Annotated in this window: 12 protein-coding genes; all 12 read right to left on the bottom strand. The window is 33.2% G+C overall.

Features of this window, described 5'->3' with window-relative positions; genetic code table 11:
• Positions 1 to 7: 7 nt before the first annotated feature.
• Positions 8 to 487: a (2Fe-2S)-binding protein gene (locus tag COC46_RS06190; protein ID WP_098808875.1), complete on the bottom strand. Its 480-nt coding sequence runs from the start codon at positions 485 to 487 to the stop codon at positions 8 to 10.
• Positions 484 to 1,323 (bottom strand): FAD binding domain-containing protein, encoded by an 840-nt coding sequence (locus tag COC46_RS06185; protein ID WP_098808874.1) that lies wholly within the window; start codon positions 1,321 to 1,323, stop codon positions 484 to 486. The genes COC46_RS06190 and COC46_RS06185 overlap by 4 nt, the downstream gene beginning before the upstream one ends.
• The gene (locus COC46_RS06180; protein WP_098808873.1) at positions 1,323 to 3,689 is read right to left on the bottom strand and encodes a xanthine dehydrogenase family protein molybdopterin-binding subunit; all 2,367 of its coding nucleotides are present in this window, start codon (positions 3,687 to 3,689) and stop codon (positions 1,323 to 1,325) included. The genes COC46_RS06185 and COC46_RS06180 overlap by 1 nt, the downstream gene beginning before the upstream one ends.
• 112 nt (positions 3,690 to 3,801) lie before the next feature.
• Positions 3,802 to 4,950 carry a toxic anion resistance protein gene (locus tag COC46_RS06175; protein ID WP_098808872.1) on the bottom strand — a complete coding sequence of 383 codons (1,149 nt, stop codon included), beginning with the start codon at positions 4,948 to 4,950 and terminating at the stop codon, positions 3,802 to 3,804.
• Between the two features lie 19 nt (positions 4,951 to 4,969).
• Complete coding sequence (locus COC46_RS06170; RefSeq protein WP_098808871.1) at positions 4,970 to 6,649, bottom strand: vWA domain-containing protein; 1,680 nt, start codon at positions 6,647 to 6,649, stop codon at positions 4,970 to 4,972.
• Between the two features lie 17 nt (positions 6,650 to 6,666).
• A complete protein-coding gene (locus COC46_RS06165; RefSeq protein WP_098808870.1) occupies positions 6,667 to 7,401 on the bottom strand; it encodes a hypothetical protein in 735 nt (244 codons plus the stop codon).
• Positions 7,402 to 7,709: 308 nt separating this feature from the next.
• Positions 7,710 to 8,045, bottom strand: coding sequence for an IDEAL domain-containing protein (locus COC46_RS06160; RefSeq protein WP_098808869.1), 336 nt, complete (start codon positions 8,043 to 8,045; stop codon positions 7,710 to 7,712).
• A gap of 126 nt (positions 8,046 to 8,171) precedes the next feature.
• Positions 8,172 to 8,585 carry an RrF2 family transcriptional regulator gene (locus COC46_RS06155; RefSeq protein WP_098808868.1) on the bottom strand — a complete coding sequence of 138 codons (414 nt, stop codon included), beginning with the start codon at positions 8,583 to 8,585 and terminating at the stop codon, positions 8,172 to 8,174.
• A gap of 96 nt (positions 8,586 to 8,681) precedes the next feature.
• Positions 8,682 to 9,077, bottom strand: a complete 396-nt coding sequence (spxA, locus tag COC46_RS06150) for a transcriptional regulator SpxA (protein WP_098808867.1) — start codon at positions 9,075 to 9,077, stop codon at positions 8,682 to 8,684.
• Positions 9,078 to 9,599: 522 nt separating this feature from the next.
• On the bottom strand, positions 9,600 to 10,037 hold the full coding sequence (locus COC46_RS06145) for a hypothetical protein (protein ID WP_098808866.1): 438 nt from the start codon (positions 10,035 to 10,037) through the stop codon (positions 9,600 to 9,602).
• Between the two features lie 235 nt (positions 10,038 to 10,272).
• Positions 10,273 to 10,758: a hypothetical protein gene (locus COC46_RS06140; RefSeq protein ID WP_098808865.1), complete on the bottom strand. Its 486-nt coding sequence runs from the start codon at positions 10,756 to 10,758 to the stop codon at positions 10,273 to 10,275.
• 67 nt (positions 10,759 to 10,825) lie between these two features.
• Positions 10,826 to 13,294, bottom strand: coding sequence for a transglycosylase domain-containing protein (locus tag COC46_RS06135; RefSeq protein ID WP_098808864.1), 2,469 nt, complete (start codon positions 13,292 to 13,294; stop codon positions 10,826 to 10,828).
• Positions 13,295 to 13,339: the final 45 nt, after the last annotated feature.

Genomic DNA, 13,339 nt, shown 5'->3' with positions numbered 1-13,339 from the left:
CCAATTATTACGAACGTCTATTTCGTGGTTTGCCTCGTTGATCATTTAAAACGGATAATACAGCTTCTTTTATTTCTTGGTAACTAGTACATCGACATATATTAGAGCTAAGCCATTCTTCTATAACCTCTTCAGTTGCATCAGGATGCTCGGTCACTAGTGCATGAGCGTTTAAAATAAAGCCAGAAGTACAGTACCCGCATTGAAAAGCCCAATTCTCTACAAAAGCATGCTGCATTGGATCGTCATGTAAACCTTCAATTGTGGTAAGTTTCTTACCAACGGCATCAACCGCTAGCATCATACACGTCTTTACTGGTAATCCATCCGCTATAACCGTACAAGCTCCGCAGTCACCGTTTTCGCAGCCTCGTTTTGCTCCTGTTAGGTCGAGTTTTTCCCTTAAAACATCTAAAAGTGTATCAGCCATTCTGATTGTTGCCGTTCGCTGTTCTCCGTTAATATCAAGCTTCAATTTTTGTATCATGCTCTCACGCCTCCTAAATAAGCTAATCCATCTAGAAGTAAATTCCTTAAGACATAAATACGATAATCCCTTGAGCCACGTATATCACTGATGACCGGAGCTGGAATTGCAAGAATGGCTTGATCAATCCGCTCATCAACTGATAAATTAGTGTTATTTAATGCTTGCTCCATCTCATAAGAACGAAATGGATATGCACATAATCCACTAATCGCTAATCGGTATGAGCGATTAACTTTTAATAATTCAAGTGTTATAAGTGGATAATCTACCTTTTCACTTTTTCTTTTTTTATCAATGAAAAAAGGAAATTTCCTATACTTTCCATCAGATATTGTTTGTACTAGAAATTCTCCGCGCTTTATGCGAAGTTTCTCATTAAATATTTCTTCAACTGGATACTCTTTTATACCATCAATTCCTGCAATTACTAATGTACTATTTGAAAGTAGTAACGGAAGAATTGCTTCACGATATATGATATCGCTAGCGAGATTACCACCAAAGGTAATTTGATTTCTTGAAGTGCGATCTGCAATCCGTACACATGCCTCGCCAAGTAGTGGGAAAATTTTCGATTCAAACACTTTTGTTAAAGTATGGGCTGCTCCAACAACAATGGAATTCTCCTTTATTTCCAAGGCATTGCACTCAGGAATTCCTTTTACATCAATTACTGCCTTAGTATGAATCAGATTTAATCTCCCTAAAGTAGTAACCTCCGTTCCACCGCTAAAATAGATTGGTTTCTTTCCTCTTTTATCGAGCTTAACAAATAAATCTACTGCTTCTTTAATTGTAGAAGGTCTATAATAGTCAAAATTGAAGTGGAGCATTAGTGCACCTCCCCAGCTTCTAGCCTTGATTTCCAGATGAACTCTGGTGTAAGAGGTAACCGTTGTAGGGATACATTTGCTGCAAGTGATAAACAATTTGCTATCGCTGATGGCATCCCCATTATACCGTGCTCACCTAGACCTCGAGATCCATATGGGGCTCCTTTAACCGGGTTTTCAACAAATCGAACAATATATTCTGGCTGTTCTCCAAAATGCATTACTTTATATGAACGAAATTGTGTCGTTAAAACTTTTCCTTCGTCGTCAAAAATAAATCCTTCTCTCGTCGCAAAGCTAAGTCCCATATTCATTGCACCAGTAATTTGTGTCTCTGCTCCTTTATAATTCAAAATTTGACCTGCATCAGCAACACTTACAGCTTTTAATAACTTGAAGGTGTTGTCTCTTTTATCAAATTCAACTTCTACCCCCTGTGCTACAACCCCCCACTCTGGTCCTTGAACACCTTTTCCGGTAACGGGGTTCATTTCTGTAACGCCTGGAATCATATATGTCCCTCTTCCAACAACTTGATTTCCAGCAACTTTCCCATTAGGGTATATATATCCTAAAACAATCTCAGAAAAATCGATTGAAATACTAGGGTCCGATCGCTTAAATACTTTTTTATCGGCCACTTCCAATTCATCTTTAGGAACTTTAAGTACGACCGAAGCAGTTCTTTTTAATTGCCTAATGGCATCATCACATGCTTTAAGTACAGCGTTGCCAGACATGAAAGTTGTTCGACTGGCAGCTGTTTCCCAGTTATCAGGAGAATCCTGGGTTTTTACTTCCATTTGAATAAACACTTCATCTTCGTCCATTTTCATCTTTTCAGCAACCATTTGTGTTAATACGGTTTTAGTACCTTGCCCAATTTCTACAGCAGCACTGATGATGTTAATACTACCATCTTTATTAAATGTTAAGATTGCACCAGCACTTACACCGGGAGGCGGGTCTCCGTTCTTCCACGCGCAACTAATCCCTTTTGTACGGACAAACCGCTCTGAAATTTCTATTCGTTGTCCTTTATGCCAATCCATCAATTCTTTTAGCTGATACAAGCATTCTTTTATATCTCCTAGATTACTTTTGTTCAAAAGTACTTGAGTAGGTGATGTGTCACCTGGCTGAATTGCATTAATGAGACGAAATTCTAATGGATCCATCCCAAGTTTTTTAGCCATTAGATCCATCGTTCGTTCTACACCAAAAGCTGCTTCAGTACGACCAAATCCCCGGAAATCGGTTACAAATGGATGATTTGTATACATACATAAAGAATCACACCATACATTATCTATTTTATACGGTCCTGTACAGTCAAATGCTGCTGCCTTAGTAATAGGAACCGATCTTTCAGCATAAGCGCCACCGTCAAATAAAAAAAAGAGTTTTAGAGCTTGTAATTTACCGTCATTTGTACACCCCATCTTAACAGTTGCATGTAATCCTATATGAACTGGCGATGTTACAATATCTTCCTCACGACTATTACGAAGCCTAACTCTTTTTCCACCTACAGCCTTGGAGGCTACATATGCCAGTGGTTCTAACTGAACACTAGTTTTTGCACCAAAAGATCCACCAACTAAAGGTATATTAACAATGACCTTTCCTTCTTCTATATTGAACGTTTCACTAATTAATTCTTTCATTTCGAATGGTTCTTGAGATGCTGAGTGAATAATTACTTCACCCGTCGATTTAATTTCAACATCCGCACATCTTGTCTCAATTGCTGTATGGTCAGCTTGATTAAATGAAAATTCTTCTTCTATTATTACGTCACAATTAGCAAACCCACGATCGATATTCCCTTTCCGAATTCCTTGTATATTTGCTATATTTGTATCAGGTATAGGCTGAATTCCACCAGACGTACCTGTTAATCCTGATGACTCGTCAATTAAATATTGTTCGACATCTTCATGTACGAGCGGAGCGTCCTTTTGATATGCCGCTTCGGGTGAATTTACAACAGGTAAGGGTTCGTATTTAACACAGATTAAAGTAGATGCTTTTATAGCAATGGCTTCCGTATCTGCTATGACCATAGCGATTGGCTCACCGTAATATCGTACTTTTTCGAATGCAAGTAATGGCCGATCCTTTATCGTTGTACCTAATAAAAGCGGATAGTCCTTTCCAGTAATGATCATTCTTACACCTTTAACTTTCCAAGCTTCCTTTGTATCAATATCACCAATAATTGCGTGAGCATGCGTACTCGTTAACAGTTTGGCATGAAGTGTGCCAACCTCTTGAACATCATCAATATATTTTACTCTCCCAGTTACTTTATCCCAGCTTTCTTTTTTAAGAACACTTTTTCCTATAACCCTATACTGCTTCACAATTCCCCCTCCTTTTCCCCATAATAAAATCCTATTAATTTTTGTCCTTATTTAGAACTAAGGTCGAATTGAAAAAGACACGTATCATTTCACATGTCTTTTTCCAGTAATTTCATAAACCTATTCGATCCCCTTTTTCAAGTCTTTGAATCTGTTGTGAACCTACTTCAGCTAATTCTTGAAATTGTAGAATTGTTTGACGCATTTTTGGTAATGCCTCTTGTTTGAATGTACTAATCGATTCGAATGCGGATATGACGTTTGTGAATGAAGTTTTTAATGTTTCAACAGAAACGGCCGATTCCATTGCCTGCTTTTGTATTGCGACTCCTTGCTCTTTTAATAATCTAGATGTACCTTCAATTATTGTATTTGTTGTTTGATTTAAAGCAGTTAATTTTTGTAAAACGATTTTTTGATTATATAGTGCGCTCGCTACAGTTACAGCAGTATTTAAAGCAGAAATGGTTACTGTTTTTGCACGCTCAACCCCTCGAATTAGTTCCCGATTGTTTCGAATAACAACCTCATATGACATGTCTCCTTGATGATTTACAACTAACATTTGCTGCAAATCCATGACTCGTTGTCTTAATGGATAAAGAACTTCCTCTGTGATAAACTTAATTTTTTCTTGATCTTCTCCCTCAATCTTTGCTTTTTCAATTTGATTTTCGATTGAATCATCCATTAATGTACCAAGCTGGATTTCTTTTTCAAGCTTTTTTGAAAGCATTCGAAGCGATAGTTGTTCATGCTCTAAAGTTGTGTTGTCATTTTCAAGAATATTTTTTCCTTTATCAAGTGATTTTACGATATCTGCTATAGCTACATCAGCTTTTTCAAATCTTTGAAAATATGATCGAATAGGATTAAATAATTTACCTAGAATGCCAGTCTTTGAGAAATTAATTACACTCGGATCTAAATCCTTTAATTGAACTTGTAACTCCGATAATCCCTTTGCAACTTGCCCTCCTTCGTCCCCACTTTTAGCAAGTTGACCAAGCGAAACCTTTAAAAGTGAATTTTTATTCGCAGAAGATTTCATCGTCTGTAATCCAAATGCTTCAATTGATTGTAGAATTTCTTTTCGTTTCTCGTAAGTTTCCTTTGATATTGTATCAAGCTCCATTATGGTCGCAACGTTTGTATCAGCAACTTCTTTTAATTTCATTAATTCCTCTGGCACTGGCTTCACTTGCTCTTCTATTACAGCCTTAATTTCTTCTTCATTTACAACTTGCATAGAAAATGACATCCTTAAATCCTCCTATATTTTAAAGTTGAACATTAAAGAGATTACGAATTTTATAGATTACGTCATCTGAGTCTGCATTAATATTTGCAGCCTCATTTATGTCTGAAATACTTTCAAGTGCTTTAATATTAGCGTTATATCCAATTGTATATATTGGAATTTTATAAGCTTTTATAATCCCCTTTACATTTTCCAATGAATTCCCATGATTCGTCTCACCATCAGTCAGTACAAAAATGAGTGGTCTTACATTTGGATTTTTTTTCATTTCATTATTTAACATATTAATAGCAACAAGGATCCCATCATTTGTTGCGGTATCGCCGCCAGCATCGAGACTAGTTACCGCACCAACAAATTTGGATTGTTGATTCGCATCATATTTGGCTATAGGAAGATTGATTGTTATATCGGCAGAGTATGAAATTAAACCTATACTATTATCTCTTCCTAAATATTTTTGACCTTTCAGTAATGATTCTTTTAGTTCATTTAATGGTTTACCATCCATACTTCCAGAAACATCAGCTACAAAAACAGCAGCGATTGGATTAGCTGTATTTTTCTTTCCTTTCCAGAGCTTTTGAGCTGCAATTAATGTATTTCCATCGATTGTTTTTTGCTCTGACTTGTAATCGTTCATGCCGTTGAAACCATATTGTTTAGCAAGTGATTGAAGATTATTTTGACTTGTAAATTCAGCAAATTTTTTCAATATATCCACTTTTTCTTTAGGTAAATTGCCTAAAGCATAAAGAGGGCTATCATGGCGCACGCCAAATGGTATAAATTCGTAAGTATTTTTTAAATCAGGTGAATTAACAAATGTTTGATATTCTAGGACGAAAGCATCTAGTACACCTGATTTTGCTGCATCACTCATTTGTAGAGTCGTTGAAGCAGTGAAAGGAACATTTGCTTGAAAACTTTCAAATCCTTTTACAGCAGACTCACTAAGTACATCATTTGAATCGAAGGAATTTAATGTAGTCACTAAAAAATTTAATCCTGTAGAACTAGTAAATGGATCTGTATACCCCATTGCTAGTTCATTTTTCGTCATTGCTTCTATGACAGTTTTCGGATCAACTTTGTTGTACTTTTTCATTAACTCAGTGTATTTTGACTTAGAAATAACGATGCCGGGGACGTTTCCAACTAATCGTGATGAGACTGTTTCTGTTTTAATTCCACTTGCTGTAATCATTTGACCCCACAGTTCATTTGAAGGAGTAAAAGCATCAGGGATGTATTTACCTGATTTAATAAAATCTGTAGCAGTACCCGATGCAATGTTTCTTATTTTTACAGATACTTGCTTACCATTTACATTAAATTTTGCTTGATTAAATTCATTTGCAACTTCATTTAACCAACCATTTTTCCCATCACTAGATTTTTCAGTAGATGAAAAAATTTCTACAAAGCTATCAGTCGTATTGTCTACCGAAACCGCAAATTTTGAAATATCAGGAAGCTCACTAGCAACATCAGCAGTACTTAAGTCTATTTGACCTTTTATTGGCTTTGATTTTGAAACATTTATTTTTGATATCATTTTAGTTAATTGCTCTTCTTTATTTTTGTCAGTAATCTGTACTACTTTTTTATCCGATGTTAAATTTACTCCGATATAGACAAGAAGAAAAACAATTACGATTACAATAATAGACGCGAAAAAAAACTTCCTTCTATTCATTTTTTTCATCCTTTCATTCATTGCCTATAATATTTTGTTTGCTGAATTAAAGTATCGATTTCTTTCATACATTCCATTTTTTCTATTTCATCAATCCCTATTTCATCGAGTCTTGAGATTTCTAAAATTAATTTATCTATATTAATCAGAATCTCCTCATTCATTTCTATTGCTTTTTTCACAAAGTTGAAATATTCATTATAAAGATTTATTTTCTCTTGAAGTAATGACTTAGAATAACGCAAACCATCTTTGCCCTTTAATTTTTTATACTCAGATTCATCAAAAGTACTAATTTTATTTAAAATGTTTCTAATCGTTAAATAAAATAAAGTTTCAACCTCGTCCACAACAGAAGCAAACTTATTGTAAGTAATCTCAGTTGGAGAAAATCGATCTGAAAGTAAGTGATAAAAAATACTTTTCTTCTTTTTCATTCGTTCGATTTGCTCGAGTGAAGTAATAATATCTTCCTTAAGGACATGACTATTTTTATAGGTACCTAGAGCAAGAACAAAATCTTCATTCGTTTTAAGCTTTTTTATTGTCTTTTCTTCAACAGGTTTAAAATACAGTTGAAACATACTAAACAGTAGTACTAATAAATTCGCTATTATGAACGAAACACCAAATGCAGTTTGAAATGGACTTGAATTAATTAATTGGATTCCAATTAAACCTGGAGAAAAAACAACCACATTCAAAATAGCAATGAAAACGATTAGCCCCACTAATTTTAATCCTTTAGTCATCCTTCACTCCTCCGCTATACTCTATTTATGCTCTATTACTCATTTATATTTATCAACCTGAATTTTTAGTTGAAAAATTTATAGAATTTAGACGAGATTTAATTTTTTACAAGAACAATTTATTAATACAACCACTTTTATGTATAGATTAAGCAAGTATCCAATGACTTAATATTTATATATATATAGCTCAGTTAATGTTAAATGTTGAATTTGAACTAAAAAAAAGGCTGTCTATTTAGACACCCCATAGTTCTCTTATTCTAGACTTATGAAATAATTTACAGAACTTAGAAAAAACATAATCCTTATTTTACGCCATTAACAAGTTCCCTCATAGAGTTTAATTGAGAAGATAGCTCATTAAACCAATCCACATCTCCAGTTGAAAGGGCTAAGTCAATTAGACAGCGAATCTGTTCTTTGTTTGTCACTTTCGATGCAGGCATTTTCTTTACATTTTTATTTAGCATGTGAATAGTTTTTCCAATAGACGTTTTATTATCTGAAGTTATGACATTTACCTTTACTATTTCATCAAGACTAGTAAATGATTCAATATAACCAATTACTAATTCTCCATCCATTGATATACCTTTAACCCAGTCACCTGTTTTTAAAATAGAATCATTATTTAAGTTCATTTTTCCACCTTCTTATTTAGAGTTATAAGTTAATAATTTGTGCACATTATAGCACTTTGATCAAACTGTAATTATTTTTATTACATTTTGATCAAAAGAAGGCCTGGCCCCTCACTTTTTTCCAGATCACTTCTCACGTTTGATATGATCGACAATGTCCTTGATCGTGTATTGCTTTAAGTATCCACCAAGATGTTCTTCTGCACCTAAGAAAATTTTAAAAAGAACATTTTGCATATTTGCCCCAACAACACACTTTTCATTTGATTCTGGACACTTAGGCTGCAATGCACCTTCAGAGGTAATCATATAAATGTCCCATAGATTAATTTCACTTAAATCTAAGGCAAATATAAATCCACCACCAGTTCCTTCTTTCGATTTAATAAATCCATGCTTTTTTAACAAACTAAGCACTTTACGAATACGTACAGGATGAACACAGGCACTCTCTGATATTGAATCACTTGTAGACATCCGATCCGGCTGCAGCGCGAGATAAGTTAAACTATGAATGGCAAGAGTGAAATCACTATTCATGGCCTGCCTCCTAAAATTCATTCTATTCTTTATATACCTCTTTAATTCATACTGTAATAATATGTGTTACAGATTATCATGTCAAGAAAACTGAGATTAATTAGCTACATTTTGTAATTTAGAATATGAAATTGTTCTTAGCTTACGAGGAAGAAAACTACGAATTTCCTCTTCGTTATAGCCTATCTGTAATCTTTTTTCGTCTTGGATGATTGGCATGCGCAACATTTTAGGATTATTAATTATTAATTTATATAATTCATTAAGTGGTAGCGATTCAATATTTATATCTAATTCCTGAAACGTTTTTGATTTATTCGATATAATTTCTTCCGTACCAGTTTCTGTCATACGAAGAATAGATTTAATCTCCTCAAGTGTAAGTGATTCATTCATAATATTTTTTACACTATAATCAATATTATGTTCATCTAGCCATGCTTTTGCTTTACGACAAGATGTACAACTTGGTGTTACATATAGATTCACCATTTTTTACACACTCCTTAAATTTAAAATGCAATAAAAAAAATTACAGTTAGGATAAAACAAGAAATAATTTATTATTGAAAAACAAACTAGATTGACCTCCCACTCATTTTAAATGAGTATACTGTAATATTATTATTTACAGTTAAAAGTGTCAACCATATTTTTTAGAATTTAAATATAATAAGAAATATAATTTAATGGGTAAAATATAAAGGGCCGTTCAGAGATATAAAAAGAAAGGATGGATGAAAATGGAGTATTCGAAAAACAAATCCCCCAAAACGAGCATTAATTGTCCAAACTGTAATTCAAATGGCGAATATTCAAATAGTAGTAAAATCATTCAAGATCATTATGAATATGAATGCCCAAATTGTGGAAAACCAGACCTTTTTTATAATAAAAAATAATTTTAAAAACGACTCTTATGGGTCGTTTTTCTATAAATAATCATAAAAAATAATTGCAATTGCAGCCCATTTACTGATAAAGATATATGAATTGATCAGTGGATTAAGAAAATTATTTATTTTGTTTATCAACCTTTCTTAATACAACGTTATTTATTTTATCTTTCCAGTAAATTTCAATATAAACTTCTTTTTCTTTATTAATAAACTCACAACCACCACACTCTCTTTTTTTACCATGAAATTCACCAGATTTATTTAATAAGAATGTCTCTCCTCCGATGGTTCCATGATTATAATTAATCAAATAATGTGATTTTGATTTAACTAAATCTTTATCATATTTTCCTTTATATTTAATAGTTGTTTGATATAAGATATCAGTTCCCACCAAAGTCATTTCGTGTAAAACTTCCCATTTATTATCGACTCCTTTAAAGCTAACCGTCTTACTACTAAATAAATGATTTGGAATTTCTCCATATGCTGAAACAGTTGAATAAAATATAAATATTAAACAGAGAGTAGTAAATGCTATCTTATTTTTCATTTGAAAACCTCCATTTTTTATCATTAATGACGCAAATTTTTTATAGAAAGTTTTTTTCAATCGATTTCTTCTACTAACCATTACATCTTTTTCAATTTATATAGGATTGTGATAATTCTTTTTTGTTTCTCAATCATTTTTTGTTGTGATTTTTATGTTTCTCTATTCATATCATTACATAATGCAGAGCTAAAAAATTTAATATCAATTTACAAAATTCAAAAAAACACCCCATTTATTCCGGGGCATTTTTATAAACCTTTGCATTAAGTAAGTACTTACACTTTCTAATCTTCTGTTTAATCTGTAGATTTTCAAAAAAATATACTTCTGTACCCGACCAAATAAAAACCCAACTCACTATGCTTAATATTCCACCAATATAGGCGTGAATACTTGATAGCTTTAAATAAATTATTCCGATAATAATGCCAATTACAAATAAAATTATAGTCTTTTTAATATTTCTATTATAAATTAGTTCGTCCTCATCCTTAAGATTAGAAAATGAATTAAAAGTCGCAGTTTTTAGTGAGATTTCATCAAAATTATTTTCACCAAAATAGTATATTTCAATTTTTTTTCTTTTAGCATTATGTAGTTTTGATAAAATAAAATCTTCTAATTCAGGGCTTAAGTGTAAATTGTCACTGCTATAAAAACTTGCAAATGGAGTGTCAGTTTCTTCTAAATAAACCTTAATCGTTAATTTGCTATCCATTTATTTCTCCTTTTACTATCTATTGAAAAAACGCATTGATTTTTACTCAATGCGTTTTTTTAGTAAGCTACTGTGGTTTGTTAGGAGTTGGATTTGGATTTGGAACAATTGGAATTTCATTGTTTCCATTTTCCTCACCATTACCAGTACCAGTATCTGGATTGGTCCCTTCATTTCCTTGATCGTCACCTTCATCTGTCCCATTTCCATTGCCTTGGTCCCCTTCATTTGTAGGTGGTGTTATAGGTTGTTCAGTTGAAGATAAATCAACGGTTACAGTAACAGGTGCACTTTTTCCTTCAGCACTCATAGCAATGATTGTTATTTTAACTATATCTCCTGGTACGATTCCATTAATACTTGTTGCTGTACCTTGTATTTTTTGAGATTGACCTTGTCCACCATTGACAGTAAAACTTACTTCAAAGGAAGTTGATTGAAGTAAATTTGCAGGATAAGACCAATTTAGTGAAATATTGCTTGTTACAGGATCATAATTTGCATTCACATTTTTTACTGGTTTAATCACAATATCCTTTGGAATATCATCTACTTTTTCTCCTCGAATGTATAATTCCTTTCGAATTTCTTCAACTGATGAAGGCTTTTTAAATTCAGCATTACGATCTCCATTTGCAGCTAGCATGTCTCTCGCGATAAATTTCGCGATATTCGTCGAGCTTTTACCGAGGAAATTATTTTCTTTATTCTTTTCATATCCAGTCCAAACTGCCATTGTTACATCAGCAGAGTATCCTATAAACCAGCTATCTCTAGTTGCATTATCAGGGAAACCGTATTTTTGCTTTACATCATCTGAGTAGTTCGTTGTACCTGTTTTCCCTGCCATATCAAGCCCTGGTACATTTGCTCTTTTACCAGTTCCTAATGGAGTTTTTACTACATCTCGAAGCATATCAGTTATCATATAAGCAGTGTAATCACTCATTGCTTGTTTTGGTTTAGTTGAAAACACTTTTTCAGTTTTATCAGGAAAAATAATCTTTTTAACAGAATGAGGCTTATTATAGATTCCACCATTCCCAAAAGCAGCATATGCCCCTGCCATCTCCATTGCTGAGACTCCAGTGAATCCCCCTATAGAATAGGATTCATAAAATGTATTTTTCGAAAAATTAAAACCTAATCCATTTCCAAACTCTCTTGATCGTTCAGTCCCTACGGCCTGAAAAGTCTTTAATGCAGGGATATTTCTAGAATCAACTAGTGCTAAACGAATTGAAACATTTCCTTTATAATTTCTATCCCAGTTTCTAATTGGGGTACCATTTGAATATGAATAAGGTTCGTCAAGAATTTGATGAAAAGTTGACCATTTTAAATACTGAATTGCTGGACCATAGTCAAGTATAGGTTTAATTGAAGAGCCTGGTTGTCTTTTAATATCAGTTGCAAAGTTTAAACCACCTGTACTTGTATTTCTACCAGCGCCAACTGCCCTAATTTCTCCAGTTTTTGTATCTAATAATACAAAGCCAGTTTGAAATTCATCACTTGGATAAAAGCTTTTTCCTCTACTTAATATTTCATCCGCTTTATCTTGGGCTTTTGGATCTAATGTTGTTTCAATTGTTAATCCATCGGTATAAACATTCGCATCACTGTTTTTTTCTACTTCATTTACGACAACATCAATAAACGAATCATATTTTGTACCTTTAGATTCATGAACCTTTACTAATGTCTTCATTGGAATTGCTTTAGCATTAGTATATTGCTCATTTGTTATATAACCATATTTTTTCATTTGGCTTAAAACTGTATTTCTTCGATTTTGTGATTCAACAGGATGTCTTGCGGGATTATAGTTATTTGGACTCTTAACCATACCAGCTAATGTGGCAGCTTGTGGTAATGTAATTTTAGATAAATCTATACTAAAATATGTTTCACAAGCTTTTGCTACTCCATAAACGCCTCGCCCTTTTAGTCCATTTGAAAAGTAAACTTTATTTAAATACATTTCTAATATTTGATGTTTAGAATATCTTTGTTCTAATTTAAAAGCTAAGTACCATTCCTGAACCTTCCGTTTAATCGTCTTTTGAGAGGATAAAAATGAGTTCTTTACTACTTGCTGAGTTATTGTACTACCACCTTGTGAGCCGAATCCACCAGTAATATTGGCTATAATTGCTCCAAAAACACGACGAATATCAACACCTTTATGCTTATAAAAACGAACATCTTCTGTTGCAATAAATGCATCTTCAACAACCTTTGGTATTTCATTATAGGACACTTTTGTTCGTTGTTCTCTTCCTAATTCAGCTACAACTTTGCCATTTTTATCAACAATTGTAGAAGAAAGCGGTACTTTAAGTTTCGATTCATCTAATGCTGGTGCTCCGCTGATTAAATATGAAAATATTCCCACTCCAATCAGTATGAATACGATTGCAATGGTTAATAATGTTACTGTAATTTTTTTCCATAAGCCATCAGACTTATTTTCATTTTTCGAAGGCTTTTCCAGCCGTTTACGTTCCTCTCGCGAACGGTATTCATTTCCCATCTTAGTTCGCCTGCCTTTTTAGTAAAATAGAGCTTTTTTGGTGCA

Source organism: Bacillus sp. AFS041924 (assembly GCF_002577195.1).
Classification (GTDB): Bacteria; Bacillota; Bacilli; order Bacillales; family Bacillaceae_G; genus Gottfriedia.
The sequence above is the reverse complement of the archived record's forward strand: the minus strand, read 5'-3'. Positions and strand labels throughout refer to the sequence as shown.

What these genes read in the sequence shown, in the direction of transcription:
- COC46_RS06155 (WP_098808868.1), bottom strand. Translation starts at nt 8,585, where the DNA reads ATGAATAGTGATTTCACTCTTGCCATTCATAGTTTAACTTATCTCGCG.
- COC46_RS06160 (WP_098808869.1), bottom strand. Translation starts at nt 8,045, where the DNA reads ATGAACTTAAATAATGATTCTATTTTAAAAACAGGTGACTGGGTTAAA.
- COC46_RS06175 (WP_098808872.1), bottom strand. Translation starts at nt 4,950, where the DNA reads ATGTCATTTTCTATGCAAGTTGTAAATGAAGAAGAAATTAAGGCTGTA.
- COC46_RS06140 (WP_098808865.1), bottom strand. Translation starts at nt 10,758, where the DNA reads ATGGATAGCAAATTAACGATTAAGGTTTATTTAGAAGAAACTGACACT.
- COC46_RS06165 (WP_098808870.1), bottom strand. Translation starts at nt 7,401, where the DNA reads ATGACTAAAGGATTAAAATTAGTGGGGCTAATCGTTTTCATTGCTATT.
- COC46_RS06190 (WP_098808875.1), bottom strand. Translation starts at nt 487, where the DNA reads ATGATACAAAAATTGAAGCTTGATATTAACGGAGAACAGCGAACGGCA.
- COC46_RS06135 (WP_098808864.1), bottom strand. Translation starts at nt 13,294, where the DNA reads ATGGGAAATGAATACCGTTCGCGAGAGGAACGTAAACGGCTGGAAAAG.
- COC46_RS06185 (WP_098808874.1), bottom strand. Translation starts at nt 1,323, where the DNA reads ATGCTCCACTTCAATTTTGACTATTATAGACCTTCTACAATTAAAGAA.
- COC46_RS06145 (WP_098808866.1), bottom strand. Translation starts at nt 10,037, where the DNA reads ATGAAAAATAAGATAGCATTTACTACTCTCTGTTTAATATTTATATTT.
- COC46_RS06170 (WP_098808871.1), bottom strand. Translation starts at nt 6,649, where the DNA reads ATGAATAGAAGGAAGTTTTTTTTCGCGTCTATTATTGTAATCGTAATT.
- spxA (WP_098808867.1), bottom strand. Translation starts at nt 9,077, where the DNA reads ATGGTGAATCTATATGTAACACCAAGTTGTACATCTTGTCGTAAAGCA.